Origin of the sequence: Delftia acidovorans SPH-1, assembly GCF_000018665.1 — a bacterium.
Classification (GTDB): domain Bacteria; phylum Pseudomonadota; class Gammaproteobacteria; order Burkholderiales; family Burkholderiaceae_C; genus Comamonas; species Comamonas acidovorans.
On sequence record NC_010002.1, the window covers coordinates 2,212,457 to 2,238,235 of the forward strand.

Below are 25,779 nucleotides of genomic sequence, written 5' to 3' on the forward strand. Positions count from 1 at the left end.
TTACTTCTCGGGCTGCTCCTCACGGATCGCATCGGCCAGGGCCTTCACGCCCTGGCCGATGTCGTTGGCGGGTATGGATTGGTAGCCCATGCGCATGAAGCTGCCGGGCGTGCCCGGGCGGGCGAAGAACACATCGCCGGGCTCGATGAGCACGCCATGCGCTGCGGCGCGCTGCGCCAGGGCCTGCACAGGCATGTTGTCGGGCAACTGCACCCAGCACGAGCCGCCGCCGCGCACGGGCGTGATGCGGCAGCCGGGGGCATGCTCGGCCATGGCGGCCGTCAGCGCCGCGTGCCGCTCCTTCTGCGCCTGGGCCAGGCGCCGCTGCTGGGCCTCGTAATGGCCCAGGGAGATGAACATGGCCAGCGTGCGCTGCACGAAGGTGGCGGGGTGGCGGATCATGAGCCGGCGCAGCGCGCGCAGTTCGCGGATCAGCTCGGGCGCAGCCACGATGTAGCCCACGCGCAGGCCCGGCGCCAGGCTCTTGGACAGGCTGCCCACGTAGATCACGCGGTTGCTGCGGTCCAGGCTCTTGAGCGCCGGAATGGGCTGGCCGTCGAAGCTGCTCTCGCTCTCGTAGTCGTCCTCGATGAGGATGATGTCGTGCGCCTCGGCCATCTCCAGCAGCGCCTCGCGCCGCGCCAGCGGCATGGTCACGCCCGTGGGGCATTGGTGGCTGGGCGTCACGTAGAGGTAGTCGAGCTGGCGCAGCAGCGGCGTGACCGGCAGACCCTGGCCGTCCACCGGCAGCGGGATGACCTGGGAGGTTCGACTGCTGAAGATGTTGCGCGCGTCGGGGTAGCCGGGCTCCTCGATGCCCACGGCCGTGCCCTCGCGCATCAGCAGGTCGGCCACCATGTAGAGGGCGTGCTGCGCACCCACGGTGATGATCAGCTCGTCGGCCGAGGCCCAGACGCCGCGGCGCGGCAGGATCTTGGTCTGCACCTGCTGGATCAGCATCTCGTCGTCGCGCGCGATCTGGTCGGGCGCCCACTGGCGTATGTCCAGCACGCCCAGGGCCTTGAGGCAGCATTCGCGCCAGGCGGCCGTGGGAAACAGCTCCTTGTCGAACTGGCCGTACAGGAAGGGATAGGGGTAGCGCTGCCAGTCCTCTTCCTTGACGATGCTGCGCTGCTGGCTGGGCAGCAGCCACAGGCGCCGCGACCAGTCGGTGCGGCGGCCTTCGCCAGGGGGGCTGCTGGCCGCAGCGCCGCCTGGCGTGCGCCCCTTGAGTACGTCGGGATGGATGAAGTGGCCCTTGCGCTGGCGGCTCAGCAAAAAGGCTTCCTCGGCCAGTTGCTGGTAGGCCAGCACCACGGTGATGCGTGCCACGCCCAGGTGGCGCGCCAGCTCGCGGCTGGAGGGAATGGATTCGCCGGGTGCGAGGATGCCCGAGAGGATGGCATCGACCAGCATCTCGCGGATCTGGCCCTGCAGGCTCAGGGAGGGGCGGGCGCTGCGGCGAAACAGCTGCCCCCACATGGCGCCCTCGGGCGGTTGCGGCTGCGTGGCCGCGCGCTTGTCTGTCATGTCTTGTCGTTCCCGCCGCTGCGGCGGGCCGCTCGCTGTGTTTGTCTCCCGCGCAGGTGCAGGGCAGGGCCTGCATCCGCGACCGGCCAATATAGGCCAGCGCGGTGCGCCACGGGGCCGGGAGTTTGCGATGGTTGCAATTTTTGCGGAGAGGCCGGAAATTGATATACAATCGTTGTCTTGGCGGCTGTAGCTCAGCTGGATAGAGTACTTGGCTACGAACCAAGGGGTCGTGGGTTCGATTCCTGCCAGCCGCACCAAAACGACAAGCCTCAGAACTGCAAAGTTCTGAGGCTTTTTCGTTTCAGGCGCCCGCACAGGCCCGCACAGAGGCCGTGGCAATGGTTCAGGCGCTGGTCAACGGTTATTTTTCGATATTTTCATGGTTTTCCGTAAGCGTTCAAAAAGCACGCTATAATTCGAAGCTTGGCGGCTGTAGCTCAGCTGGATAGAGTACTTGGCTACGAACCAAGGGGTCGTGGGTTCGATTCCTGCCAGCCGCACCAAAACGACAAGCCTCAGAACTGCAAAGTTCTGAGGCTTTTTCGTTTGTGCTCGGTTGGTGTCGTGGTTTGTGCGGCGTCTTCGCCTCCTGCGGTGATCTGTGTGAAGATCGGCTCCCTATGAGCAAGGCTTTCACCAAGGAATCCGACGGCGACGACGATGATGAAGTCGGCCTGCCGCCCTTGCCGCCGGGCGGCAAGAACTACATCACGCCCCAGGGCTTCGAGCGGCTGAAGACGGAGCTGCTGGACCTGATCGACAACGAGCGCCCGCGCATCGTGGAGATCGTGCACTGGGCGGCCAGCAATGGCGACCGCTCCGAGAACGGTGACTATCTCTACGGCAAGAAGCGCCTGCGCGAGATCGACCGGCGCATCCGCTTTCTGACCAAGCGGCTGGAGATCGCCGAGGTGGTCGATCCCTCCGTGCATGCCGGCAGCGAGCAGATCTACTTCGGCGCCACCGTCACCTATGTCGATGACGAGGGCGAGGAGCGCACCATCACCATCATGGGCATCGACGAGGCCGACAGCGCACGCCAGCAGGTCAGCTGGATCGCACCCGTCTCGCGCGCCCTGCTCAAGGCCCGTGTGGGTGACGAGGTGGCCCTGCCCACACCTGCAGGTGTGCGCACGCTGGAAGTGCTGGAAGTCACCTACCCGGAGCCGGGCAGCGCCGCCGGGTGAGCGTTCAGGGCTGCAGTTTCTGCAGCAGCTCCAGCGTGGGATAGCCGTCGGCCACCAGGCCCTGGCTTTGCTGGAACTGGCGCAGGCCCGCGCGCGTGGCCGGGCCCATCACGCCATCGGCGGTGCCGGCCGAAAATCCCCGTTCGTTGAGCGCGGCCTGCAAGGCGCGCAACTGGTCGCGCGACAGCGGTGCCAGATCGCGCGGCCAGGCCGCCTGCACGCCCGGGCCGCCGGCCAGTTGCTGCGACAGCAGGCCCACGCCCAGCGCGTAATTCACGGAGTTGTTGTAGCGCAGGATGGTGCGGAAGTTGGCTCCCACCATGAAGGCCGGCCCGCGCGCGCCGGCCGGCGCGATCACGCTGGCATCGGCCATGGAGGGCAGGGCGGAGCCGTCCACGGCCTGCACGCCTTCGGCCGCCCATTGCGCGCTGTCCTGGCGCACGCTGGTCTCGGCGCGTGCATGGTCAAAGCCTGCCGGCAGGCGCACTTCCACGCCCCAGGGCTCGCCCGTCTTCCAGCCCGAATGGGCCAGGTAGTTCGCCGTGGAGGCAGTCACATCGGGCAGGCTGCCCCAGATGTCCCGGCGGCCGTCGCCATCGGCATCCACCGCATAGGCCAGGAACACGGAGGGCAGGAATTGCGTATGGCCCATGGCACCCGCCCAGGAGCCGATCATGTGGGCCGCATCGATATCGCCGTTGTCGATGATGCGCAGGGCTGCAAGCAGCTCCTTTTGCGCCCAGGCGGCGCGCCGGCCGTCGAAGGCCAGCGTGGCCAGCGCATCGACCGTGGGGAAGTTGCCGAAGTTGCCGCCGAAATTGCTTTCCATGCCCCAGATGGCGGCGATCACCTCGGCCGGCACGCCATAGCGCTGGCTGGCCGACTGCAGCGGTGCAGCCGCTTCGCGCAGCTTGGCGCGGCCCTGGGCAATGCGCTGGGCCGATACGGCGCTGTCCAGGTACTGCCAGGGCGTGCGCGTGAATTCGGGCTGCGAGCGGTCCAGCTGCACCGCGCGGCGTTGCAGCCGGGCAGGCTCCAGCGCGCTGCGCACGGTTTTCTCCGAGATGCCGGCGTCCAGCGCCTTGCGCGCGAAATCCCGCTTCCATGCTTCGAAGCTGGTGGCCTCGGCCTGCTGGGCGGCATCCGGCGCGGTGGCTGGTTCGGGCTGCACGGGTGCGACAGGCGCCGTGGGGGCGGGCATGGAGGGCGGCACCGTGACCGGCGCAGGCGCCGGCCGGGACGCGCAGCCGGCCAGCAGCACGGCGGCCAGGGCGGTGGCCAGGGCGGCACGGTTGAGCGCGGCGGGATGGCGGGCGGTGGGAAAGACCTGGGCTGTGGCTTGGGCGGCGGCTTGGGCGGTGGCGTGTGCGTGGGGCATCCGGCCATTGTCTCCGCTGCGCCCCGGCTCTGAGTGCAACACGGTGTTTCTGCATTGGGCGTGCGGGGCCGCTATGCTGTGCGGCCATGACCGCCATCGCTCCGCCGCCATCACCATCCCCGGTTCTGCACGATGCCGCGCTGGCCCTGCGCGCCCTGCTGCCGCCCGGCCGGCGCTGGCTGGTGCTGACGGGCGCGGGCTGCAGCACGGGCTCCGGCATTCCGGACTACCGGGATCTGGAGGGCCAGTGGAAGCGCCCCCAGCCGGTGACGCTGCAGGCCTTCATGGGCAGCCATGCCACGCGCCAGCGCTATTGGGCGCGCAGCCTGCTGGGCTGGCCCGTGATGGCGCAGGCCAGGCCCGGCCAGGCCCACGCGGCACTGGCGCAGTTGCAGCAGCGTGGATGGATCGAAGGCCTGGTCACCCAGAATGTGGACGGCCTGCATACGGCCGCGGGCAGCGATGGCGTCATCGACCTGCACGGCCGCATCGCCGCCGTGCGCTGCATGGGCTGCGGCGCCGGCATGGAGCGCGCCGTGCTGCAGGCCATGCTGCTGGAGCGCAACCCCGGCTGGGCCGGCCTGAGCGCCCAGGCTGCGCCCGACGGTGATGCCGATCTGGAGGGGCGCGACTTCAGCCGCTTCGACGTGCCGGCCTGCCCGCACTGCGGCGGCGTGCTCAAGCCCGATGTGGTGTTCTACGGGGAAGGCGTGCCCAGCCAGCGGGTGCAGGCCGTGCGCGCCATGCTGCAGCAGGCCGGCGGGCTGCTGGTCGCCGGTTCTTCGCTGATGGTGTATTCAGGCCTGCGCTTTGTGCATGAGGCCGTGGCCCAGGGCAAGCCGGTGGCCGCCATCAACCAGGGCCGCATGCGCTCCGAGGATTTGCTGGCCCTCAAGATCGAGCAGGACTGCGGCCCGTTGCTGCAGCAGCTGGCCCAGGACCTGGCGCAATGAAAAAGCCCCGCAGGAGCGGGGCAGTGTTCAGGGGATGACGCGCGATGCGCGCACCACCGAGTGCACGCGGCGCAGGTTGCGCAGCGCGGACTCCACCTGCTGGTTGTCGTGCACCGAGATCACGAAGCACAGGTCCGTGGTGCTCATGGCAGCCTCGTCGGCCATGTCCACGCGCAGGATGTCCACCTCGGCGCCGGCAAGCTCGGCCGCCACGCGCGCGAGCACGCCCTTGCCGTTGTTGACGGTGACCACGATGCGTGCCTCGAACAGGCGCGCGGCATCCATGTCATCGGCCCACTCGACCACGATGAAGCGGTCCCTGTCCTTTTCCTGCAGGCGCTGCGCGATCTTGCACTGCGCATGGTGGACGATCAGGCCTTCGCCGCTGCCCAGGTAGCCCACGATGGGGTCGCCCGGCACGGGGCGGCAGCATTGCGCGTAGTGGATGGAGCCCTGGTTGGAGCCGTCCAGCAGCACGGCACCCTGGAAGGGGCGGTTGCTGGAGTTGAAGCGTTCGCGTGTGAGCAGCAGGGCGTCGGGCCGGTGGCCGTGGCGCGCCATCAGCGCCGTCAGGCGCGAGGCCACCAGCGACGCAATGCGCCGGCCCATGCCGATGTCCACCATCAGGTCGGCGCGGCTGCGGCTGCCGGCCATGCGCAGCACCTCGTCCCACAGTGCCTGGTTGGCCTCGTCGGCCGGCGGCACGGCATCCATGCCTTCGGCACGCATGGCCTGGGCCAGCAGGTTCTCGCCCAGGCGGGCCGATTCGCTTTGCGCGGCCGACTTCAGGTAGTGGCGGATCTTGGAGCGCGCGCGGCCCGTCTTCACGAAGCCCAGCCAGGCCGGGTTGGGCGTGGCGTCCTCGGAGGTGACGATCTGCACCACGTCGCCGCTCTTGAGTTCTGTGCGCAGCGGCACTTCCTCGTTGTTGATGCGCGCGGCCGTCATGTGGTTGCCGACCTTGCTGTGGATGGCGTAGGCGAAGTCCACCACGGTGGCGCCGCGCGGCATGGCCATGATCTCGCTCTTGGGCGTGAACACGTAGACGGCGTCGGGGAACAGGTCCACCTTGACGTGGTCCCAGAACTCGGCGGCATCGCGCGTCTCGTTCTGTATGTCCAGCAGCGACTGCAGCCACTGCGTGCCCAGCTGCTCGGAATCGTGGCCGGGCTGGGCCTTGTACAGCCAGTGCGCGGCGACGCCGGCTTCGGCGACGATGTGCATTTCCTCGGTGCGGATCTGGAACTCGATGTTCACGCCCGAGGGGCCCACCAGTGTGGTGTGCAGCGACTGGTAGCCATTGTTCTTGGCAATGGCGATGTAGTCCTTGAAGCGGCCCGGCATGGGCTTGTACATCTGGTGCAGCACGCCCAGCGCGGTGTAGCAGTCGATCACGCGCGGCAGGATGACGCGAAACCCGTAGACGTCCGTCACCTTGGCAAAGCTCAGCTGGTTCTTCTCCATGCGCAGATAGAGCGAATACAGCGTGCTTTCGCGCCCGGCCAGGCGTGCCTGCAGGCCTGCGCCGGCGAACTCCGCATTGACCTCGTCCTGCACGCGCTGGACCAGGTCGCGGCGGCGCTTGCGCGAGCGGGCGATGGCCTTTTCCAGCGTGGCATAGCGCCAGGGATGCAGGTGGCGGAAGGCCAGGTCCTGCAGCTCGCGGTAGGTCTGGTTCAGGCCCAGGCGGTGGGCGATGGGTGCGTAGATCTCCAGCGTCTCCGACGAGATGCGGCCCCACTTGTTGCGCGGCATGTCGCCCATGGTGCGCATGTTGTGGGTGCGGTCGGCCAGCTTGATCAGGATGACGCGCACATCGCGCGCCATGGCCAGAAGCATCTTGCGGAAGGACTCGGCCTGGTTTTCCTCACGCGTGTTGAACTGCAGCTTGTCCAGCTTGGTGAGGCCGTCGACCAGCTCGGCCACGTCCTGGCCGAAGCGCTGGGCGAGGTCCGCCTTGGTGACGCCGCAGTCTTCCATCGCATCGTGCAGCAGCGCGGCCATCAGGGCCGGGGCGTCGAGCTTCCAGCTCGCGCACAGCGCGGTGACGGCAATGGGGTGGGTGATGTAGGGTTCGCCGCTGCTGCGCCACTGGTCGCTGTGGGCCAGGTCGGCAAAGGCATAGGCTTCGCGCACCTGCTCGATGCTGGTGGCATCCAGGTAACCCAGGTGCTCCATCAGTCCGGCAAAGGCATTGGCCGACACGCTCGCTGCCTGCTCTGCAGACATGCGCTCGGGCCGGGGTGTCGGTACGGGATCAGAGGGGGCTGTGAACGAAGTCAAGGCCGCTTTCATGACTTAAATGTAGCGTGCATGCGGGTTTGTGCAGGCTTCATGTAAAAAAAGCACCGCTGTGCGGTGCTCTTTGTGGGGCCATTGTGTTGCTTTGCAGCAAATCAGCCCGGAACCTTCTTCAGCATCTCCAGGCCGACCTTGCCTTCGGCGATCTCGCGCAGGGCGGTGACACCGGGCTTGTTCTTGGTTTCGATCCTGGGCGTGTGGCCCTGGCTCAGCATGCGGGCGCGGTAGGTGGCGGCCAACACGAGCTGGAAGCGGTTAGGGATCTGCTCCAGGCAGTCTTCAACAGTGATGCGTGCCATCAGGATCTCCGGGAAACGTCAGTTGGGTACAGAAATATTGAGAGACTCGAAGGTCTCTGCGCGGCGGCTGCGCTGAGCCGCATACTTGAGGCGCTGGGCGTGGATGATCGTCTTGAGATCAAACAGTGCGCTCTCGAACAATTCGTTGATTATAACGAAGTCGAATTTCGCCACCTGGGCCATCTCCTCGGCCGCGTTCGTCAGGCGCAGCTCGATCACCTCGGGCGCGTCCTCGCCCCGGTTTTCCAGGCGTGCGCGAAGCTCGTCCCAGCTGGGCGGCAGGATGAAGATCAGAACGGCGTTCGGAAACGCTTCCTTGACCTGCAGCGCGCCCTGGTAGTCGATCTCCAGCAGCACGTCGGTGCCGACCTGGATGCGCTCTTCCAGCGCCTTCTTGGCCGTGCCGTAGCGGCGGCTGTGCACATTCGCCCATTCGACAAAGGCGTTGTTCGACACCATGGTGTCGAATTCCTGGTCGGAGACGAAGTAGTACTCGCGGCCGTGCTTTTCCTGGCCACGCGGCGCGCGGGTGGTGTGGGAGACGGAGGGCGAGACGCGCGCATCGAACTCGCGCAAGGCTCGCACCAGGCTGGACTTGCCGGCCCCGCTGGGGGCCGAGACGACAAAGAGGTTTCCGGGGTAATCCATGGATTTGTGCGCAGTTTGGTTACGCATGGGCATCTGTGATGGGCTTATTCGATGTTCTGCACCTGCTCGCGCATCTGCTCGATCAGCACCTTCATGTCCACGCTGATGCGGGTCAGCTCCAGCGTGGCGGACTTGGAGCCCAGCGTGTTGGCTTCGCGGTGCAGTTCCTGGATCAGGAAATCCAGGCGCTTGCCGATCTCGCCGCCCTTCTTGAGCAGGCTCTGGATCTCGTCCAGGTGCGAGTCCAGGCGGGTGACTTCTTCCGCCACGTCGATGCGGATGGCAAAGGCCGTGGCCTCGGTCAGGGCGCGGTCCTGGGCGGCTTCGGGCGCCACGGCGCCTTCGGCCAGGGCCATCGCATCCTTCCAGCGCTCCATGAAGCGCAGGCGCTGCTGCTCCACAAGCTGGGGCACCAGGGGCGTGGCGTCTGCCGCGAGCTTGCGCAACTGGGCGATGCGGTCCAGCAGCATGGTGGCCAGGCGCTTGCCTTCGCGGGCGCGGGCTTCCAGCAGTTCGGTCAGGGCCTGCTCTGCCAGCGTGGGCAGCACGCTGCTCCAGTCGATGGCCGAGTTAGCGCCGCCGCTGGCCAGGCGCAGTGCGTCGGAGACGGACAGGCTGCGAGCGTCGGGCAGCCATGACTGGACGGTGTCCTGGAGCATGGCCAGGCGCTGCAGCATGGCGGTGGAGGGGTCGGGCAGGGAGTTGCCGTCGTCGTTGTCGATGGCGGCGCGCACTTCGACCTTGCCGCGCTTGAGGCGGGCGGTCAGAAGGGCCCGCAGGGCCGGCTCATGGGCGCGCAACTCGTCGGGCAGGCGGAACGAAAGATCCAGGAAGCGGCTGTTGACCGAGCGGATCTCCAGACCGAGCCGGCTGTTGCGGCCCGACGCTCCACCATCTTCTGCGGACGCGCCGTGCTGGGCACTGGCGTATCCGGTCATGCTGTAAACTGGCATTGGACTTTTGATGGATGCTTGCAATTGCCCGATTATCCGGGTTTCGCCTCATCCCTGAGACTCACCGGAGAAAAATGTCTTCCAAGATCAAGCCGGCGCCATTGCCGCCAGGCAGCACGATCGGCGGCTATCGGGTGGTGCGCAGGCTTGCTTCCGGCGGTTTCGGCGTCGTTTACCTGGCCTTGGATGCAGAGGGCAAGCAGGTTGCGATCAAGGAATACCTGCCCGCATCGCTGGCCACCCGTGCCCCCGGAGAGTTGCAGCCCGCCGTGGCTCCCGAAAAGCTTTCACTGTACCGCCTGGGCCTCAAGAGCTTCTTCGAGGAAGGGCGTTCCCTTGCACAGATCTCGCACGCTTCCGTGGTCAGCGTGCTCAATTTCTTTCGCGAGAACGAAACCGTCTACATGGTGATGAACTACCTGGAGGGTGCCACCCTGCAGGACTTCGTTGTCACCGCGCGCGAGCTCAAGGCCGAGAAGGTGTTCCGCGAATCGACCATCCGCTCGCTGTTCGACGAGGTGCTGCGCGGCCTGCGCATCGTGCACCAGCACAAGATGCTGCACCTGGACATCAAGCCGGCCAACATCTTCATCACCAATGACGACCGCGCCGTGATGATCGACTTCGGCGCGGCGCGCGAGGTGCTGTCCAAGGAGGGCAACTTCATCCGCCCCATGTACACGCCGGGCTTTGCCGCGCCCGAGATGTACCGCCGCGATGCGTCGCTCGGCCCCTGGACCGACATCTACGCGATTGGCGCCTGCATCTATGCCTGCATGCAGGGCTTTCCGCCCAACGAGGCGCCGCAGCGCCAGGACAAGGACCGGCTCACGCTGGCGCTGACCAAGCTGCGCGGCGTGTACTCGGACAACCTCATCGAAGTCGTCGAATGGTGCATGGCCATGGACCCGGGCTCGCGCCCGCAGTCGGTGTTTGCGCTGCAAAAGGAATTGAGCCGCGAGGGTGAGCGCCGCTACACCAAGCTCAGTGTCTCCGAGCGCATGCGCCTGCAACTGGACACGCTGGTGACCGACGCCAAGAAGAACATGCAGAAGATCAGCGGCGCGGCAGGCCTGCCGGCCGTCGGCCAGGAGCGCAAGCCATGAGGTTTTCGGTATTTCAGCTGAGCCGCCGCGGCGGCCGGGCGCTCAATGAAGACCGCATGGGCTACTGCTACACGCGGGAGGCCGTGCTCTTCGTGCTGGCCGACGGCATGGGCGGCCATCCCGAAGGCGAGGTCGCCGCGCAGCTGGCGCTGCAGGTGATGTCCGTGCATTTCCAGCGCCAGGCCAAGCCGCTGCTGGACGATCCGCAGGGCTTTCTGGTCGATGCGCTGCTGCACGCGCACCGGCAGATCCTGCGCTACGCCAGCGCCAAGGGCATGATCGATACGCCGCGCACCACGCTGGTGGCGGCCGTCATCCAGAAGGGCAAGATCACCTGGATCCACTGCGGCGACTCGCGCCTGTACCTGGTGCGCGGTGGCGAGCTGCTGGTGCGCACGCGCGACCACTCCTATCTGGAGATGGGCGAGATCGCCGCGCAGCTCAAGACATCCAGCCGCAATGTGCTGTTCACCTGCCTGGGCTCGCCGTCCAAGCCCATCTACGACGTGACCGAGCCGCGCCGGCTGGAGCAGGGCGACAAGCTGCTGCTGTGCTCCGACGGCCTGTGGGGCAGCGTGGACGAAGGGCACCTGATGCGCACCCTGCATGGCCGCACCGTGTCCCAGGCCATCCCCCAGCTGGTGGAAACGGCGCTGCGCAACGCGGGCGATGCCAGCGACAACGTCACGGCCATCGCCATGGAGTGGGAGACGCCCGACGCATTCGAGTCCACCATGGGCATCTCCACCCAGGATATCGAGAACGACGCGTTTGAATCCACGATCCAGGGGGGGCCAATCGAAGACCTGGAAGATGAGCTGGATGACGCCGCCATCGAGCGCTCCATCGCCGAGATCAACGAGGCGATACGCCGCTCGGCCGAGCGCCAGTTCAAGCGCTGAACGCCGCTGCCGGCCCGCAGCAGCGGTGCCGGTGGCGCGCATGGACTACCGAACCTATTGACGACAAAGGGCGCACGGGCGCCCGACTGGATTTCTACGATGAAGATTGTGTTGGCCTCCAACAACCGCGGCAAGCTCGCCGAGCTGCAAGCCATGTTCGCCCCGCTGGGCGTTGAACTGATTCGCCAGGGCGACCTGTTCGAGGGCGAGGCGCCCGAGCCGCATTGCACCTTCGTGGAGAACGCGCTGTCCAAGGCCCGCTTCGCGGCCGAGCGCACGGGCCTGCCCGCCATTGCCGACGACGCCGGCATGTGCGTCTCGCACTTCGGCGGCCTGCCGGGCGTGGACACGGCCTACTACTGCACGCAGTTCGGCTACGAGAAAAGCGACGACAACAACGTGCGCGCCCTGCTGGAGCAGATGCAGGGCGTGGCCGACCGCCGCGCCGCCATGGTCAGCACCCTGGTGGGCGTGCGCAGCGCCAGGGACCCCGAGCCGCTGATCGCCATGGGCCGTGTGCTCGGCGAGATCACCACCGAGCGCCGTGGCACGCAGGGCTTCGGCTTCGATCCCGTGATGTACATCCCCGAGCTGGGCCAGACCTTTGCCGAGATGGACCCGGCCGTGAAGCACGCGCACAGCCACCGCGGCCGCGCCACGCTGCAGATGATCGAACTCGTGCGCGAGCGCTGGGTGCGATGATTCCCATCCAGCCCCAGGATTCGGCCTCCGGCGCCCAGGCCGCCGTGCAGCGCGACATCCAGCACTACATGCGCCCCGGCACGCTGCAGCTTGGCAGCCTGCCGCCGCTGTCGCTGTATGTGCACCTGCCCTGGTGCATTCGCAAGTGCCCGTACTGCGACTTCAACTCGCACGAGCATGGCCGCGACGGCCCCGAGCTGCCCGAAGACCGCTACATCGATGCCCTGGTCGCCGACCTGGAGAGCGCGCTGCCGCTGATCTGGGGCCGCACCGTGCACAGCATCTTCATCGGCGGCGGCACGCCCAGCCTGTTCGCGCCCGAGTCCATTGACCGGCTGCTGGCTGCCATCCGCGCGCGCCTGCGCATGGAGGCCGACTGCGAGATCACCATGGAGGCCAACCCCGGCACCTTCGAGACCGACCGCTTCCGCGCCTTCCGCGCGGCCGGTGTCACGCGGCTGTCCATTGGCGTGCAGAGCTTTGACGACCGCCTGCTGCAGGCCGTGGGCCGCGTGCATGACGGCGCCCAGGCGCGTGCGGCCGTGCGCGAGGCGGCCGACAGCTTCGAGACCTTCAACATCGACCTGATGTACGCGCTGCCCGGCCAGACCGAACTGGACCTGGCGCGGGACCTGGATGTGGCCATGTCCTTCGCCCCGCCGCACCTGTCGGTCTATCACCTGACCATCGAGCCCAATACGTATTTCGCCAAGTTTCCGCCTGCCATCCCCGAGGACGACCTGGCCTACGACATGCTGGACCGCATCACCGCGCGCACCGCTGCCGCGGGCATGCAGCGCTACGAGATCTCGGCCTATGCGCGTGAGGGCCACCAGTGCTGGCACAACCGCAACTACTGGCAGTTCGGCGACTACCTGGGCATAGGCGCGGGCGCGCACAGCAAGCTCAGCTTTGCGCACCGCATCGTGCGCCAGGTGCGCTTTCGCGATCCCGCGCGCTACATGGACCAGGCCCTGGCCGGCGCGCCGCTGGCGCAGGACGGCGAGGTGCGCCGTGCCGACCTGCCCTTCGAGTACATGCTCAACGCGCTGCGCCTGCGCGAAGGCTTTGCGCTGCAGGACTTCATGGAGCGCACGGGCCTGCCGCTTTCGTCCATCGCCAAGGGGCTGGACGCCGCTCAGGCCAAGGGCCTGATCACGCGCGACCTGGGGCGGGTGGTGCCCACGGAGCGCGGCTTTGACTTCCTCAGCGATCTGCAGGAACTGTTTCTTGCCGAGTGAACCTGCGCACCGCCGTTGAAAAAAGGACGCCGAGGCGTCCTTTTTTTCATCCAGCGCCACAGCGCAATCGGTCGGCGATCAGCCGCAGCGCACGGCCACGATGCGGCCGGTTCCATCGACCACCAGGTTCAGGCGTTCCTGGTTGAACTCCATCGTCGTTGGCTGGCCTTCGCGCAGCACGCGGGCCATGTAGGCGCCCGACTGCTTGCGGGCGGCCTCCAGCGTGGCCGATGTATTGCTCTTGCCCACGAAGGACTGGGCCGATGCCGCATTGCAGACCTGCACGGGGCGCGGGGCCGGTTGCGCCGCGCCGCCGCTGCTGCCACCAAAAGGATTGCTCATGCCGGCGCAGCCTGCCACCAGGGTGGTGGCGCCCAGCAGGGCCAGGGCGGCAAGGCGGCGTTGGAGGGCGGGGGCGGTCATCGGCATGGTCTGTCTCCTCGATTCATGGGGTGTTGCTGCGCAGTATCAGGGCGGGCGCGGGCGCGCTGCCTCGGACAATGCCGCATACCTTAGCCGGGCTGAGCCGGGCCAAGGCGAAGCCGAAGGCATGCGGAAGTAACAGGTGGCAGCAAAGGCTTCAGCGTCGCGCGCTGCGGCCTTCCGCAGGGGCGTGGTGGAAGACCGTGGCCTCCATGCCCATGGCGCGTATCTTGGCGGCCGCCTGATCGGCGCTGCGTTGCTTGGCAAAGGGGCCCGAGCGCACGCGCACGACCTCGCCCTTGTTGCTGTGCAGGGTCTGGCTGAGCGTGGGCAGCTTGGCTTTCTCCAGCCGCTCCACCACGCGCCCGGCATTGCCAGCTTCAGAGAACACGCCGATGTTGATGTAGTAGTTGCCCGGCTCCAGAGCCGCCGAGGCGGCCTTGGCAGGTGCCGGGGCCTTTGCGACGGGTTCGGCGGGCTTGGCGGGCTTGGCTGGTTTGGTTTCAGCCGCCACCTTGGAGGGCTTGGCGGGCGCTGGCGTGGCTGCGTGCACGGACGCTGGCGCAGGTGCAGGTGCAGGCGCTTTGGCTGGCACCAACGCGGCCTTGACGGGAATGGCTGCCGCTGCAGTGGCAGCGACGGCACCCGCAGCGCCGGCCGCTGCCACTACGGGCATGGGTTCGACCGTGCCGGAGACAGTGCTGCCGGCAGCGGGCAAGGGCGCTTGCGGATCAGGGCGCGCCTCGGTCTGGGCAACCGGCTCTTGCGGCTGGGGCGTGGGGGCGGGAGTGGGGGCGGGTGTGGGCGCCGGTTCCGTCCTTGGCGTTTCAACGGCAGGTACGGCTGCGGCGGGCGTTGGCGCCACGGCTGGTGCAGCTGGCGCAACTGGTGCAGCGGCCGGTATGGATTCGGACGGGATCACCTCGGACGGAATCACCTCGGTCTGTGCCGCCATGAAATGTGGCATGCCCGACAGCGCCCAGATGCCTGCACCGGCAGCGGCGGCAAGCACCGCACCGGCCGCCACGGCCAGCCGCTTGCGCAGGGGCGTGGCCGCGCGGCGGGCCAGGCGTTCGTGCGCTGCGGCCATGTTGGGGGCCTCGCCAATGGCTTGCAGCGTGTGGCGGCGCACATGGTGCCAGTACAGGGCATTGGCGCCCAGGCCGGGAATGGCAATGGCCAGCAGGATCAGCGTGGCATCGATGCCGTGGGCAATCGCCGGGGGCAGGCCCAGCGCGGGGCGCAGCAGCAGGCCCCAGACCAGGCCCGTGCCGCCGGCGGCCAGCGCATAGAGGCCGCCCTCTTGCCACAGCCCGCGCAGCCCGCACCAGGGCAGGGTGAACAGGCCTGCGGCCAGGTTCCATGTAGGCAAGGGCTTGCCCAGCGCGTCGAAGCGCTCGAACAGGCGCAGGTAGTAGTCGCGCGAGGGCTCGCCAATCAGGCTGGCGTACAGGCCCGGCATCAGGCCGGTGCCCTGTCCGCCCGTGAAGCTGGTGACGCCGGAATGTGCGCCGGCGCCTGCCCGCTCGTTGGGGGCAGCGGCGTCATCGCCGTGCTGCAGCGCATAGGCTGCGGCGGCGAAGGCGCTGGCTATCGAGGGCGGCAGTTTGCTGGGGCTCTTGGGAGAGTCGGCCGTGTCGGGCCTGCTGGCACTGCCGGGCTCGGCAAAGGCGGGCTCCTGCCGGGCAGGGGCCGCCTGCCTTCCGAAGTCGATGGTGGCGGGAGGTGCTGAGATGGCGTCTTCCGATGGGGCGGGCATGTCAGCAATTGTGTCATGCACTCATGGCTGTCGGAATCACGACATTCGGGCGGATCGATCGGGTGAATCAATCGGTCAGATCCATCGCGCAGATCAATCGCGCAGATCAATCGGGCCCCTCCATCGGCCCCGATCGATCTGCCTTTGCCATCAGGCCTGGCGCGCGGGCAGCACGGTGGCGCGGCACTCGCCGAAGCCGATGCGCGCGGCGCCCGGCTTCTCGCACCAGCCGCGCAGGATCACGGCATCGCCATCCTGCAGGAAGGTGCGGCTCTCGCCATTGGCCAGCGCCACGGGCTTCTTGCCGCCTTCGGTCAGCTCCAGCAGCGCACCGGCCTCGCTGGAGGTGGGGCCGGACAGCGTGCCCGTGCCCAGCAGGTCACCGGGCTGCAGGTCGCAGCCGTTGACGCTGTGGTGGGCCACCAGCTGTGCCATGGTCCAGTAGGCGTGGCGGTAGCTGGTGTGGGTGATTTGCTGGGCGGCTTGGCCTTCGGCGCGCATGCGGCCGGTCTCCAGCGCCACGCTCAACTGCACGTCGAACGCGCCGCGCTCGGAGTTGGCGGCCGAGCTCAGGTAGGGCAGGGGCTGGGGATCTGTGGCGGGCCGCGTGAAGGCCGTGCGGTAGGGCTCCAGCGCCTCCAGCGTCACGATCCAGGGCGAGACCGTGGTGGCGAAGTTCTTCGACAGGAAGGGGCCCAGCGGCTGGTATTCCCAGGCCTGGATGTCGCGCGCCGACCAGTCGTTGAGCAGGCACAGGCCGAAGATGTGGTTCTCTGCCTCGTCCATGGAAATCGCCTCGCCCCAGGCGTTGCCGGCGCCGGTGTAGATGCCCATCTCCAGCTCATAGTCCAGGCGTGCGCAGGGCTTGAGCGCGGGTGCGGTGGCGTCGGGCGCCTTCAGCTGGCCCATGGGGCGGCGGAAGTCCACGCCCGACACACGCAGGCTGGACGCACGGCCGTGGTAGCCAATCGGCACCCACTTGTAGTTCTCCATCAGCGGGTTGTCCGGGCGGAACAGCTGGCCGACGTTGGTGGCGTGGTGCACCGAGGTATAGAAGTCCGTGTAGTCGCCCACCTGGGCCGGCACCGTGTACTCCACGTCGGACTGGGCCACCAGGCAATCCTGCAGGGCCGCCTGTGCGGCAGCGCCTTCGCGCAGCGCGCGCGACAGCGCCAGGCGCAGGGCCGACCAGGCGGCAGGTCCCATGGCCATGAAGCCGTTCAGGTGCTGTTGTGAAGCGGCTTCCAGCTGCGGCTGCACGGCATCGCCCAGCGCCTTGATCGCGCTTGCGCGCGCCAGGTCCAGCACCTGGTCGCCAATGGCCACGCCGCCGCGCCAGGCCTCCTGGCTGCCTGCGCGGCGGAACACCGCAAACGGCAGGTTCTGGATGGGAAAGTCGCTGGCGCCGGTGTTGGCCGAGGCCACCCAGCTGCGCAAGCCTGCGTCATGGGTTTCGTTCAAGGACATCTGTCTCTCCTGGTTGGGTTTGTCTGTCGTTGGTATGAAAAGGGGTTTGGCGGGGCAGGGCGAGCGTGGCCGGCTCAGGCAGCGGCAAAGCCGCCGTCCATGTTCCAGTGTGCGCCGCGCACTTGGGCGGCCTGCTCGCTGGCCAGGAAACCGGCCAGCGCCGCCACCTGCTCCACGGTCACGAAGGCCTGGGAGGGTTGCTTGGCGCCCAGCAGCTGGCGCGCCGCCGCGTCGGCATCCAGCCCCTCGCGCGCGGCCAGCGCATCGATCTGCCGTTGCACCAGCGGCGTCAGCACCCAGCCGGGGCAGATGGCGTTGCAGGTCACGGGCGTGGTGGCGAACTCCAGCGCCACCGACTTGGTCAGCCCGATCAGCCCGTGCTTGCTGGCCACATAGGCCGGCTTGCGCGCCACGCCCACCAGCCCGCTGACCGAGGCGATATTGATGATGCGGCCCCAGCCGCGCTCCAGCATCTGCGGCGCGCAGGCCTGGATGGCGTGGAAGGGCGCCGACAGGTTGACGGCCAGCAGCTCGTCCCACTTGCCGGCCGGGAATTCGAGCAGCGGGCTCACATGCTGCATGCCTGCGTTGTTGACCAGGATGTCGATGGCGCCCATCTCGGCCGCAATGCGCTGCGCCAGCGGTGCGATGGCGCAGCCGTCGCGCAGGTCCAGCCCGTAGTGGCGCACCGGCACGCCATGCGTTTGGGCGATCTCGCGCACCAGCGCATCGGTCTCGGCCGATGCGGCGGCCTGGCCATGCAGCGCGATGGCTGCGCCCTCGCTGGCCAGATGGCGCGCCACGGCCAGGCCGATGCCGCTGGTCGAGCCGGTGATCCAGGCCACGCGGCCCGCATGCGGGCGGCAAGCCGGGGAGGAGGGGGTGGGGTTCATTTCAGGAGATCCATTTCCATATGCACGTACTCGCTGAGAAAGCGGACCCGTGCCCAGTAGATCAGCAGCCCGTCGGCGTTGCAGGCCCAGCGCAGCGCCTGCATCAACGGCGTGCCCAGGGCCACGCCCAGGTGCTCGGCGGCCAGTTCGTCGGCCGGCGCCACGCTCAGGTGCTGGCGCGCCACGGCAATGCGCGAGGGGTCGCTGCTCAGGGCCACGGCCAGGGAGCTGCGCTCCAGCTGGGCCTCGATCTCGGGGAACAGTTCCTGCTCCAGGTACAGCTGCGACAGGCAGAACCGCGCCGCGTCATGGTCGTACACGCGCAGCAGGTGCACGTAGGCGGGGGCCATGCGGCCCACGTCGGGGAAGCCTTCGGGAATTGGCGGCAGGCAGTCGCGCCCGGTGTGCAGGGTGATCTGGCCGATGTGGGCGCCAAAGGCCACCAGCTCCTTCCAGCTGGTGGGCAGCAGGAAGGACGGCGGCTTGTAGGGCGCCGCGATCACCCGCGTGCCGCCGCGCTTGCGCGTGAGCAGCAGGCCCTCTGCCACCAGGGCACCCAGTGCCATGCGCACCGTGGTGCGCGACACGCCATGCAGCGCCTCCAGCTCCTGCACCGTGGGAATGGCGCTGCCTACGGGCCAGGCGCCCGTGGACACCTTGCTGCGGAACAGCCGCGCCAGCTGCAGGTGCAGCTTGTCCCGGCCTTGTTGAGGGGCCGACGCGGTGGAGTTGGAGGGCATGGAGACAATAAAGTATCTATTCAGTGCTTTTATTTTCACACAAAGCGCCAGCCCTGACAGCCTGTGCTGACGCCCATCGTTGACAAATGTCTTCAATTGAGCAGGCCGAATGACTTTTAAACTGCGGCCCTTTTTCCGTTTTTCGTTTTCGTTTTTTGAATGTTGGCCAGAGCGGCCGTTGGGTATTTCATGCAGCAGCAACATGCTTGGGAGTTTTTTCGCGCCGGTGGAGTGGACCAGGTGGTCATCCGCACCGGGCAGGACATTGCGCACATCGGCGAGCTGGACCAGAAGCTGTGGGTGGCCCTGGCCTGCCCCACGCGCGGCATCGAGTTCGACAGCGACACGCTGGACCTGATCGACGAGGACAAGGACGGCCGCATCCGCCCGCCCGAACTGATCGCCGCCTGCCAATGGGCCGTGGCGCGCGTGCGTGACCCCCAGGTGCTGGCCGATGGCGGCGACGTGCTGCAACTGTCCAGCCTGGAGCGCGACAGCGAGCAGGGCGCCCTGCTGCATGCCGAGGCCGAGCGCATGCTGGCCCTGTCCGGCCAGGCCGGCGGCGCCGCGCTGAGCCTGGCCCAGGTGCGCGAGCGCCTGGCCTCCCTGGCTGCCATGCGCTTCAATGGCGACGGCATCGTCAGCCCCGCCACCGCCGGGGACGACAAGGCGCTGGCCGCGCTGGTCGAGCGCATCGGCAAGGCCTACGGCACGGCGGCGGGCGCCGATGGCGTGGCCGGCATCGCACGCAAGCAGGCCGAGTCCTTCTATGCCGACCTGCGTTCCCTGCGCGACTGGCATGCAGGCGCCGAGGCCCTGGGCTGCGGCATTGCCGAGCGCGACCAGGCCCTGGCCGCGGCCCGCGCCGTGGACGCGGTGCAGGCCAAGGTGGACGACTTCTTCGCACGCACGCGGCTGGCCGCCTTCGACACGCGCGCGCAGGACCCGCTCAACCCCTCCATCGAAGGCTATGCCGCCCTGGGCCGCGAAGTGCTGGACAGCGGCGCCCAGGCCATTGCCTCCCTGCCGCTGGCCGCCGTGGCGGCCGACCGCGCGCTGCCGCTGGCGCAGGGCGTCAACCCCGCCTGGGCCGGCGCGCTGCAGGCCCTGCGCGAGCAGGCCGTGCAGCCCGTGCTGGGCGAAGACCTGCAGGAGATCACCGCCGCGCAGTGGGAGCAGGTCAAGGCCGCCCTGCAGCCCTGCCGCCAATGGCTGGCGGCCCGGCCCGCCACGCCGCTCGATGCCCTGCCTCAACAGGAGGTGCAGGCGCTGCTGGACGGCGGGCAGGAAGCCGCGCTGCTGGACCTCATTGCCCAGGACGAGTCCGAGAAGGAACACAGCCTGCAGGCCGTGGCGCTGGAAAAGCTCATCCGCCTGCAGCGCGACCTGCTGGCGCTGCTCAACAACTTCGTCTCGTTCAGCAGCTTCTACCGGCGCGAGGGCGCGGCCTTCCAGGCCGGCACGCTCTACCTGGATGCGCGCAGCTGCGACCTGACCGTGGAAGTGAGCGACACCGCCGCCCACGCCGCGCTGGCCGGCCGCGCCAAGACCTGCCTGGCCTACTGCGAGCTCCGGCGCGAGGGCAAGAAGAAAGCCATCGTCGCGGCCTTCACGGCGGGCGACGTGGACTTTCTCTTCGTGGGCCGCAACGGCGTGTTTTATGACCGCGCGGGCAACGACTGGGACGCCACCATCGTCAAGCTCATCGAGAACCCCACCAGCATCGGCCAGGCCTTCTTCCTGCCCTACAAGAAATTCCTGCGCATGGTGGAAGAACAGGTGGCCAAGCGCGCCTCGGCCAAGGAAGAGGGCGTGACCGCCAGCCTGGGCACGCAGGCCGGTCAGCTGGTCACGGCGCCCGGCACCGCTGCGGCCAACGCCACAGCCGCCACGGCTGCGGCCGCATCGCGCAAGACCGATGTAGGCACCGTGGCCGCCCTGGGCGTGGCCCTGGGCTCCATCAGCGCCGTGCTGGTGGGCATCTTCGGCAAGTTCATCGACCTGGGACCCTGGATTCCCGTGGCCCTGGTCGGCCTCATCGCGGCCATCTCCGGGCCCAGCATGATGATTGCCTGGCTCAAGCTGCGCCAGCGCAGCCTGGGGCCCATCCTGGACGCCAGCGGCTGGGCCATCAACGGCCGCATGCGCATCAACCTGCCGTTGGGCCGCAGCCTGTCGCAGACCGCCAAGGTGCCGGTGGGCGCGCGGCGCACGGCGGGCGACCCCTATGCGGAAGGCAACGGCCTGCGCAACACCCTGGTGGCGCTGGCCGTGGTGGCCTTGCTGGCGCTGATGGCCTGGCGCCTGCACTGGGTCGATGGCCTGCTGCCCGCCGGCTGGCAGTACGGCGCGGCACCGGCCGCTGTGCCGGCCGTGCCAGAGTCCGCACCGGCACCGGCACCGGCAGCGGCGGCTCAGTAAGTCGATGCCAAGGGGCGGGCAAGCCACTTGCCCCGCCCCGGTCGGGAAGCCTCAAGGCGCGACAATAGCGCCATGACCACCCCCACCCACGTACAACGCAGTGCCGTGCCCCTGAGCACGCACGACACCACCCGCATCGACGACCTGCGCATCAAGGCCGTGCGCCCCCTGATCACCCCGGCCCTGCTGCAGGAATGGTTGCCCGCGCCCGAGGCCGCGCAGCAACTGGTGGAAACCAGCCGCGCCGCCATCTCGGACGTGCTGCAGGGCCGGGACGACCGGCTCATCGTCGTCGTCGGACCCTGCTCCATCCACGATCACGACCAGGCCATGGACTATGCGCGCCAGCTCAAGGCCCAGGCCGACGCCCTGGCCGGCGAGCTGCTCGTGGTCATGCGCGTCTACTTCGAGAAGCCCCGCACCACCGTGGGCTGGAAGGGCTACATCAACGACCCGCACCTGGACGGCAGCTTCGCCATCAACGAAGGCCTGGAAATGGCCCGCGCCCTGCTGCTGGACGTGCTGGCCCTGGGCCTGCCCGTGGGCACGGAATTCCTGGACCTGCTGTCGCCGCAATTCATCAGCGACCTGGTCAGCTGGGGCGCCATCGGCGCGCGCACCACGGAAAGCCAGAGCCACCGCCAGCTGGCCAGCGGCCTGTCCTGCCCCGTGGGCTTCAAGAACGGCACGGACGGCGGCGTCAAGGTGGCCAGCGATGCCATCCAGGCGGCCAGCGCGCCCCACGCCTTCATGGGCATGACCAAGATGGGCCAGTCCGCCATCTTCGAGACTCGCGGCAATGGCGACTGCCACGTCATCCTGCGCGGCGGCAAGCAGCCCAACTACGGCGCCGAGCATGTGCAGGCCGCCTGCGCCCTGCTGGAAGGCGCAGGCCTGCGCCCGCAGGTCATGATCGATGTCTCCCACGCCAACAGCAGCAAGCAGCACCGCCGCCAGATCGACGTGGCGGCCGACGTGGCCCAGCAGATCGCCGGTGGCGATGCCCGCATCACGGGGCTGATGGTCGAAAGCCACCTGCAGGAAGGGCGGCAGGACATCGTGGACGGCCAGCCGCTGGCGCATGGCGTGTCCGTGACCGATGCCTGCATCAGCCTGGAGCAGACCGTGCCTGTGCTGGAGCAGCTGGCTGCGGCGGTGAAGGCGCGGCGGGCGAAGCTGCGGGGGTGAGTTGATTGGCCGGGTCTGTTTTGGACCCGCGTCAGGCAATGGGGCAGTCCTGTCCTTCGGCAGGACTGCAATGCAATAGCCACAGCGCAGTGGCATGCATATGAGCCGCCGATGTAAAAGCAGGGTTGGCAGACTGCGAATTCAATTCAGGCGCTGGTGCAGCACAGGCTGTGCATCAAGACTTTCAGATCAGTCCGATTGCATCATGCATTTTTGCAATGAATGATTGATTTATTCATATCGGATTAAAAGATTCTTCTATTGCTGCATCCAGATGTATTTCGAGGGTTGCACCAATATATTTGGCCACCATTGTTATGGTGGTCCATATTCCGGGATGAGAGGGCGGAGGACAAGGGAAATGAATGGCTCTATCAAAGAATCCCAGGATCTTCATTTCAAAGAATTCGAGTCATATATCATGGGTTTTGATTCTGCGGAGGAGGGATAGATATGGGGCCTGGTGATGCAAAGCGGGTATTTGATCTTGCAGTTGGGCGATCTGCTCCACCGCTTGCCTCCATGGTCACCATTTTTGCCATTAGTTTCTATAGCTCGACTCTCGTTGCCCAATTCAGCATAGCCCTTTCCTTTGCATCACTTTTCTTTGTGTTGCCAGCGAGTATTGGTGCGATCTTTTTTTCGGAAATGTCTGCCAGCAAAGATAAGGAGCAATCGGACTCACTCATCAGTTTGCTGTTTTGGCTGGTATTCCTGTATGCCGGGTTTTGTTTTATTTTGGTGTATTGGCTTCCTGTTATCTCGAAAACCCTGATATCTGGTTTGCCAGAGGAGCTATTGGATGGAGCCATATCCCAGGCAAGATTGATAATTCTGTGTATTCCCTTCTTCGGAATCATCAATGTATGCGGCTGCGTTCTTGAGTCAAGATCACATACTGCCATCGTTGCAAAATTCAGAATGTGGCAGGTTTTTTTCCATACAGCCTGTGTGATTGTCGTGCTGGCGCTGCTTGGGAAGAATGAGTGGATGAGTGATGATTCGGTCGCTCTTGCCTATCTGTTCAGTGACATCATTTTTTCCGTTGCTGCATATGCTTTGATGCGGAAATACTGTCAATTCAGTTTTTCATTCAATTTTCGTGGATTGCCTGGCAGAAGAATATTTTCCGTCTTGATCCCTGGCTATGCCAATGCGTTCTTTGGGAAATATCTGCTTTATATATTGTCAATGTCTGTTGCAGGGCTGGGTGCAATGTATTCTGCAATTCAATCCCAAGCTTCTGCCATATTGCTGTTGGCAGAACTGCCTGCCATGGGAGTCTGTGCTCTTCTGGCAATGGAGATATCCAAAAATCGTGGAAAATGGGCAGTGCAATTTCAGTTCATCAAAGATTCATCGTCATTGATGATTTTTTGTGCAATTATCCCAGTTGTTGCATTGTCTGTATTCATGCTGTTCTATGAAATATCAGAAGCGAATGGTTCTCAAATTGTCGGTGAGGGATTCCTTTCCTTGGTGTGCAAAGGAACTACGGATGTGGTGTTCTTCTATGCGGCAGCAATTTCTGGCGGGCTAGGTCTTTATTGGTCATCAAGAATGATTTTTTGGACTATTTATGCAGTGATATTTTTTGCTCCAATGTCATTGGGCTTCCATGGCTCCAGTTATTCCATGATCAATTATATTTTCTCGTTTTCTTCTCTCGTGTCCTGTGTGATGTTGGTATTGCTTGTTCACAATAGGCGAGAGTCTCTATCTGAAGAGAAGATTGGCTTGAAGGAAAGCTTGTAGCCGTGGTGGCCTTGGCGAGGTCGTCTGCCCTTCGACAACCTCGCAGCCCCGCAACCGCCACGACGCAGGCGCTGACATACGGGGTGGGGAGGCGGCGGGGGCGCCCTCAGGCCCACGCTGGCCTGGGCTCCAGATTGCGCGCCGTGCCCAGCCAGGTGGCGCAATGCGTTTCATGACCATCCTCGGCCACCGCGTACAGGTCCGCTGCGCAGATGCTGAGCACGCGGCCGGCATCCACCACGCGGCCGCGCGCCCGCAGGTGGGTGCCGCGTGCGGGCGCGAAGAGCTTCACGCTGCCGTCCACCGTGGCATTGGCCCAGCCAGCAGGCAGCAGCGAACCTGCGGCCGACACCGCCGCAAAGTCGCCCAGCGCAAAGATCGCCGTGGCCTGCAACTGGCCCGGCTGAAAGCACAGGGCATCGGCAATGGGCATCTCCAGCTCGGTGGCGCCGGGCTCGGCCCGTACAAAGCGCAGGCCCAGGGTACGCGCCATGGGCATGGCCAGCACAGCGTTCTGCAGCGCCTGGGTGGATGGGGTGGGGTGCGTGGTCGGCTCAGTCATGGCTTGTCTCCTTCGTGGTGGGTGAAGCGGCGCGGCGCACGCGCGGCCAGGGCGCGGCGGGTTTGTCGGGGGTGCTGGCTGGGGCCGGTGCCATTTGCGCCAGATCCCGCTCGGCCTGGCGGGCGCGCAGCCACTGCACATGGTCCAGGGCCTGGGCGCGCTGGGCCTGCAGCGCGGCGATCTGTTCGTCTATCTCCTGCACGCGCTGCTGCACGGCATCGGCCAGGTCACCGGGGCCTATGCGCCCCGCACGCCAGGCGCGCAGGTTCTCCGCAATGCGCGGCAGCCCGAACCCCAGCGCGCGGGACATGGCGATGAACACCACCTCGCGCCGGGCCGAGCGCGGATAGTCGCGGTAGCCATTGGGCAGGCGCCGGGGCTTGAGCAGGCCCGCGCGCTCGTAGTGGCGCAGCGCGTGGATGGAGACGCCCGTGAGCTGGGCGAGTTCGGAGATCAGCATGTGCCAAGGCTAGCAAGGCTCGTGCTGGACTAGGGTTGGGAAGGGGACAGGTTTTTCTATCGCTGTCTCTGGCCAGTCGTCTTCAAGCCGGCTGCGCTGCAGGCCTCATCACGCGCGCCGTGAACCGGGCCATGAACTCGCGTGTGGCAACGCGGGCGCCCAGGGCCGTCAGGTAGTTGGCGCAACCGTGCACCACCGAGGCGCGGTTGTCGTCGAAGGCTTTCAGCCCCAGGCGAACCACGTCCTCGCTGGACGCTTTTTTCCCGAAGGATGCGGCCTCGCCGGCGCGGGCGAAGAACGCCGTGTCGGTAGCGCCCGGGCACAACGCCAGCACGCGCACGCCGCGCGGCCGGTACTCGGCCCAGAGCGCTTCGCTGAACGAAAGGACAAAGGCCTTGGTCGCGGCGTAGACCGCCATGTACGGGACCGGCTGAAACGCTGCCGTGGAGGCGATGTTGATGACGCCGCCCTGGCGCTGCTCCAGTGCGGGGAGACACAGGTGCGTCAGCTCCACCAGGGCACCCACATTCAGATCGATGGTCTCCCGCTGCATGTCCAGCGCCAGTTCATCAAACCTGCCGTGGGTGCCGAAGCCGGCGTTGTTCACCAGCAGATCCGGCAGCAGGCCCCTGGCGCTGACGGCATCGAAGACCCGCCGGGCCGCCCCGGGTGTGGCCAAGTCCTCCACCAGGAATTCGGCGCCGGGCAATTCGCTGGCGAGCTTCTCGAGCCTGTCGCGGCTGCGCGCGATCAGCACGACTTTGGCGCCACGGCGGGCGAGTTCCCTGGCGAATACTTCGCCGATGCCCATGGAGGCGCCGGTCACCAGGACGGTTTTCTGGGAGAAATCAAAAGGGGTTTTCATGCACTCGAGTATTGCGACGGGGTGCCCGGCTGGGAATGGGCAG

Annotated in this window: 23 protein-coding genes and 2 tRNA genes; 11 read left to right on the forward strand and 14 right to left on the reverse strand. The window is 66.7% G+C overall.

Going from position 1 to position 25,779, the window contains the following annotated elements:
* Nucleotides 1-1,530: a MocR-like pyridoxine biosynthesis transcription factor PdxR gene (gene pdxR, locus DACI_RS10105; protein ID WP_012203947.1), complete on the reverse strand. Its 1,530-nt coding sequence runs from the start codon at nucleotides 1,528-1,530 to the stop codon at nucleotides 1-3.
* 183 nt (nucleotides 1,531-1,713) lie between these two features.
* Here pdxR and DACI_RS10110 point away from each other — a divergent pair.
* The 3 genes from DACI_RS10110 to greB all read left to right on the forward strand — a co-directional run bounded on the left by DACI_RS10110 (nucleotide 1,714) and on the right by greB (nucleotide 2,720).
* Nucleotides 1,714-1,790 (forward strand) — tRNA-Arg (locus DACI_RS10110).
* Nucleotides 1,791-1,959: 169 nt separating this feature from the next.
* Nucleotides 1,960-2,036 (forward strand) — tRNA-Arg (locus DACI_RS10115).
* A 117-nt stretch (nucleotides 2,037-2,153) separates the two neighbouring features.
* Nucleotides 2,154-2,720: a transcription elongation factor GreB gene (greB, locus tag DACI_RS10120; protein WP_012203948.1), complete on the forward strand. Its 567-nt coding sequence runs from the start codon at nucleotides 2,154-2,156 to the stop codon at nucleotides 2,718-2,720.
* A gap of 4 nt (nucleotides 2,721-2,724) precedes the next feature.
* Here the strand turns inward: greB and DACI_RS10125 are convergent, their stop codons facing one another.
* Nucleotides 2,725-4,098 carry a lytic murein transglycosylase gene (locus tag DACI_RS10125; RefSeq protein WP_012203949.1) on the reverse strand — a complete coding sequence of 458 codons (1,374 nt, stop codon included), beginning with the start codon at nucleotides 4,096-4,098 and terminating at the stop codon, nucleotides 2,725-2,727.
* An 86-nt stretch (nucleotides 4,099-4,184) separates the two neighbouring features.
* On the opposite strand from DACI_RS10125, the gene DACI_RS10130 reads away from it, so the two are divergent.
* Nucleotides 4,185-5,051, forward strand: a complete 867-nt coding sequence (locus DACI_RS10130) for an NAD-dependent protein deacetylase (protein ID WP_012203950.1) — start codon at nucleotides 4,185-4,187, stop codon at nucleotides 5,049-5,051.
* 27 nt (nucleotides 5,052-5,078) lie between these two features.
* On the opposite strand, the gene DACI_RS10135 is transcribed toward DACI_RS10130, so the two are convergent.
* The 4 genes from DACI_RS10135 to DACI_RS10150 all read right to left on the reverse strand — a co-directional run bounded on the left by DACI_RS10135 (nucleotide 5,079) and on the right by DACI_RS10150 (nucleotide 9,237).
* A complete protein-coding gene (locus tag DACI_RS10135) occupies nucleotides 5,079-7,346 on the reverse strand; it encodes a RelA/SpoT family protein (protein ID WP_012203951.1) in 2,268 nt (755 codons plus the stop codon).
* Between the two features lie 101 nt (nucleotides 7,347-7,447).
* Nucleotides 7,448-7,651 carry a DNA-directed RNA polymerase subunit omega gene (rpoZ, locus tag DACI_RS10140; RefSeq protein ID WP_012203952.1) on the reverse strand — a complete coding sequence of 68 codons (204 nt, stop codon included), beginning with the start codon at nucleotides 7,649-7,651 and terminating at the stop codon, nucleotides 7,448-7,450.
* Nucleotides 7,652-7,669: 18 nt separating this feature from the next.
* Entirely contained in the window at nucleotides 7,670-8,299 is a 630-nt protein-coding gene (gmk, locus tag DACI_RS10145) for a guanylate kinase (RefSeq protein WP_013803794.1), read from the reverse strand.
* Between the two features lie 44 nt (nucleotides 8,300-8,343).
* Nucleotides 8,344-9,237 (reverse strand): YicC/YloC family endoribonuclease, encoded by an 894-nt coding sequence (locus tag DACI_RS10150; protein WP_043781110.1) that lies wholly within the window; start codon nucleotides 9,235-9,237, stop codon nucleotides 8,344-8,346.
* Between the two features lie 89 nt (nucleotides 9,238-9,326).
* Between DACI_RS10150 and DACI_RS10155 the strand changes: the two genes are divergently transcribed.
* The 4 genes from DACI_RS10155 to hemW all read left to right on the forward strand — a co-directional run bounded on the left by DACI_RS10155 (nucleotide 9,327) and on the right by hemW (nucleotide 13,203).
* Nucleotides 9,327-10,358 carry a serine/threonine protein kinase gene (locus DACI_RS10155; RefSeq protein ID WP_012203955.1) on the forward strand — a complete coding sequence of 344 codons (1,032 nt, stop codon included), beginning with the start codon at nucleotides 9,327-9,329 and terminating at the stop codon, nucleotides 10,356-10,358.
* Nucleotides 10,355-11,260 (forward strand): PP2C family protein-serine/threonine phosphatase, encoded by a 906-nt coding sequence (locus DACI_RS10160; RefSeq protein WP_012203956.1) that lies wholly within the window; start codon nucleotides 10,355-10,357, stop codon nucleotides 11,258-11,260. The genes DACI_RS10155 and DACI_RS10160 overlap by 4 nt, the downstream gene beginning before the upstream one ends.
* Before the next feature lie 99 nt (nucleotides 11,261-11,359).
* Nucleotides 11,360-11,962 carry an RdgB/HAM1 family non-canonical purine NTP pyrophosphatase gene (rdgB, locus tag DACI_RS10165; RefSeq protein ID WP_012203957.1) on the forward strand — a complete coding sequence of 201 codons (603 nt, stop codon included), beginning with the start codon at nucleotides 11,360-11,362 and terminating at the stop codon, nucleotides 11,960-11,962.
* Nucleotides 11,959-13,203: a radical SAM family heme chaperone HemW gene (hemW, locus tag DACI_RS10170; RefSeq protein ID WP_012203958.1), complete on the forward strand. Its 1,245-nt coding sequence runs from the start codon at nucleotides 11,959-11,961 to the stop codon at nucleotides 13,201-13,203. The genes rdgB and hemW overlap by 4 nt, the downstream gene beginning before the upstream one ends.
* 78 nt (nucleotides 13,204-13,281) lie before the next feature.
* On the opposite strand, the gene DACI_RS10175 is transcribed toward hemW, so the two are convergent.
* From DACI_RS10175 to DACI_RS10195, 5 genes are all read right to left on the reverse strand, one after another.
* Nucleotides 13,282-13,632: an I78 family peptidase inhibitor gene (locus tag DACI_RS10175; protein WP_012203959.1), complete on the reverse strand. Its 351-nt coding sequence runs from the start codon at nucleotides 13,630-13,632 to the stop codon at nucleotides 13,282-13,284.
* Nucleotides 13,633-13,783: 151 nt separating this feature from the next.
* Nucleotides 13,784-15,385 carry an SPOR domain-containing protein gene (locus DACI_RS10180; protein WP_012203960.1) on the reverse strand — a complete coding sequence of 534 codons (1,602 nt, stop codon included), beginning with the start codon at nucleotides 15,383-15,385 and terminating at the stop codon, nucleotides 13,784-13,786.
* Between the two features lie 150 nt (nucleotides 15,386-15,535).
* Entirely contained in the window at nucleotides 15,536-16,852 is a 1,317-nt protein-coding gene (gene fahA, locus DACI_RS10185) for a fumarylacetoacetase (RefSeq protein ID WP_012203961.1), read from the reverse strand.
* Between the two features lie 74 nt (nucleotides 16,853-16,926).
* Nucleotides 16,927-17,745, reverse strand: a complete 819-nt coding sequence (locus tag DACI_RS10190) for a 3-hydroxybutyrate dehydrogenase (RefSeq protein ID WP_012203962.1) — start codon at nucleotides 17,743-17,745, stop codon at nucleotides 16,927-16,929.
* Nucleotides 17,742-18,485 (reverse strand): GntR family transcriptional regulator, encoded by a 744-nt coding sequence (locus DACI_RS10195; RefSeq protein ID WP_012203963.1) that lies wholly within the window; start codon nucleotides 18,483-18,485, stop codon nucleotides 17,742-17,744. Before DACI_RS10195 ends, DACI_RS10190 begins: the two co-directional genes overlap by 4 nt.
* 189 nt (nucleotides 18,486-18,674) lie before the next feature.
* On the opposite strand from DACI_RS10195, the gene DACI_RS10200 reads away from it, so the two are divergent.
* The 3 genes from DACI_RS10200 to DACI_RS31125 all read left to right on the forward strand — a co-directional run bounded on the left by DACI_RS10200 (nucleotide 18,675) and on the right by DACI_RS31125 (nucleotide 23,849).
* Entirely contained in the window at nucleotides 18,675-20,906 is a 2,232-nt protein-coding gene (locus tag DACI_RS10200) for a hypothetical protein (protein ID WP_012203964.1), read from the forward strand.
* A 72-nt stretch (nucleotides 20,907-20,978) separates the two neighbouring features.
* Entirely contained in the window at nucleotides 20,979-22,094 is a 1,116-nt protein-coding gene (locus DACI_RS10205) for a 3-deoxy-7-phosphoheptulonate synthase (RefSeq protein WP_012203965.1), read from the forward strand.
* 453 nt (nucleotides 22,095-22,547) lie between these two features.
* Nucleotides 22,548-23,849: an MATE family efflux transporter gene (locus DACI_RS31125; RefSeq protein ID WP_012203966.1), complete on the forward strand. Its 1,302-nt coding sequence runs from the start codon at nucleotides 22,548-22,550 to the stop codon at nucleotides 23,847-23,849.
* A 106-nt stretch (nucleotides 23,850-23,955) separates the two neighbouring features.
* Here DACI_RS31125 and DACI_RS10210 read toward each other — a convergent pair whose 3' ends face one another.
* The 3 genes from DACI_RS10210 to DACI_RS10220 all read right to left on the reverse strand — a co-directional run bounded on the left by DACI_RS10210 (nucleotide 23,956) and on the right by DACI_RS10220 (nucleotide 25,736).
* Nucleotides 23,956-24,411, reverse strand: coding sequence for a PaaI family thioesterase (locus DACI_RS10210; protein WP_012203967.1), 456 nt, complete (start codon nucleotides 24,409-24,411; stop codon nucleotides 23,956-23,958).
* A complete protein-coding gene (locus DACI_RS10215; RefSeq protein ID WP_012203968.1) occupies nucleotides 24,404-24,871 on the reverse strand; it encodes a MerR family DNA-binding transcriptional regulator in 468 nt (155 codons plus the stop codon). Before DACI_RS10215 ends, DACI_RS10210 begins: the two co-directional genes overlap by 8 nt.
* 82 nt (nucleotides 24,872-24,953) lie before the next feature.
* Nucleotides 24,954-25,736, reverse strand: a complete 783-nt coding sequence (locus tag DACI_RS10220) for an SDR family NAD(P)-dependent oxidoreductase (protein WP_012203969.1) — start codon at nucleotides 25,734-25,736, stop codon at nucleotides 24,954-24,956.
* Nucleotides 25,737-25,779 lie beyond the last annotated feature (43 nt).

Bases quoted from the DNA above. Each gene is read 5' to 3' on its own strand.
- pdxR (WP_012203947.1), bottom strand. From the start codon at position 1,530: ATGACAGACAAGCGCGCGGCCACGCAGCCGCAACCGCCCGAGGGCGCC.
- greB (WP_012203948.1), top strand. From the start codon at position 2,154: ATGAGCAAGGCTTTCACCAAGGAATCCGACGGCGACGACGATGATGAA.
- DACI_RS10125 (WP_012203949.1), bottom strand. From the start codon at position 4,098: ATGCCCCACGCACACGCCACCGCCCAAGCCGCCGCCCAAGCCACAGCC.
- DACI_RS10130 (WP_012203950.1), top strand. From the start codon at position 4,185: ATGACCGCCATCGCTCCGCCGCCATCACCATCCCCGGTTCTGCACGAT.
- DACI_RS10135 (WP_012203951.1), bottom strand. From the start codon at position 7,346: ATGAAAGCGGCCTTGACTTCGTTCACAGCCCCCTCTGATCCCGTACCG.
- rpoZ (WP_012203952.1), bottom strand. From the start codon at position 7,651: ATGGCACGCATCACTGTTGAAGACTGCCTGGAGCAGATCCCTAACCGC.
- gmk (WP_013803794.1), bottom strand. From the start codon at position 8,299: ATGGATTACCCCGGAAACCTCTTTGTCGTCTCGGCCCCCAGCGGGGCC.
- DACI_RS10150 (WP_043781110.1), bottom strand. From the start codon at position 9,237: ATGACCGGATACGCCAGTGCCCAGCACGGCGCGTCCGCAGAAGATGGT.
- DACI_RS10155 (WP_012203955.1), top strand. From the start codon at position 9,327: ATGTCTTCCAAGATCAAGCCGGCGCCATTGCCGCCAGGCAGCACGATC.
- DACI_RS10160 (WP_012203956.1), top strand. From the start codon at position 10,355: ATGAGGTTTTCGGTATTTCAGCTGAGCCGCCGCGGCGGCCGGGCGCTC.
- rdgB (WP_012203957.1), top strand. From the start codon at position 11,360: ATGAAGATTGTGTTGGCCTCCAACAACCGCGGCAAGCTCGCCGAGCTG.
- hemW (WP_012203958.1), top strand. From the start codon at position 11,959: ATGATTCCCATCCAGCCCCAGGATTCGGCCTCCGGCGCCCAGGCCGCC.
- DACI_RS10175 (WP_012203959.1), bottom strand. From the start codon at position 13,632: ATGCCGATGACCGCCCCCGCCCTCCAACGCCGCCTTGCCGCCCTGGCC.
- DACI_RS10180 (WP_012203960.1), bottom strand. From the start codon at position 15,385: ATGCCCGCCCCATCGGAAGACGCCATCTCAGCACCTCCCGCCACCATC.
- fahA (WP_012203961.1), bottom strand. From the start codon at position 16,852: ATGTCCTTGAACGAAACCCATGACGCAGGCTTGCGCAGCTGGGTGGCC.
- DACI_RS10190 (WP_012203962.1), bottom strand. From the start codon at position 17,745: ATGAACCCCACCCCCTCCTCCCCGGCTTGCCGCCCGCATGCGGGCCGC.
- DACI_RS10195 (WP_012203963.1), bottom strand. From the start codon at position 18,485: ATGCCCTCCAACTCCACCGCGTCGGCCCCTCAACAAGGCCGGGACAAG.
- DACI_RS10200 (WP_012203964.1), top strand. From the start codon at position 18,675: ATGCAGCAGCAACATGCTTGGGAGTTTTTTCGCGCCGGTGGAGTGGAC.
- DACI_RS10205 (WP_012203965.1), top strand. From the start codon at position 20,979: ATGACCACCCCCACCCACGTACAACGCAGTGCCGTGCCCCTGAGCACG.
- DACI_RS31125 (WP_012203966.1), top strand. From the start codon at position 22,548: ATGGGGCCTGGTGATGCAAAGCGGGTATTTGATCTTGCAGTTGGGCGA.
- DACI_RS10210 (WP_012203967.1), bottom strand. From the start codon at position 24,411: ATGACTGAGCCGACCACGCACCCCACCCCATCCACCCAGGCGCTGCAG.
- DACI_RS10215 (WP_012203968.1), bottom strand. From the start codon at position 24,871: ATGCTGATCTCCGAACTCGCCCAGCTCACGGGCGTCTCCATCCACGCG.
- DACI_RS10220 (WP_012203969.1), bottom strand. From the start codon at position 25,736: ATGAAAACCCCTTTTGATTTCTCCCAGAAAACCGTCCTGGTGACCGGC.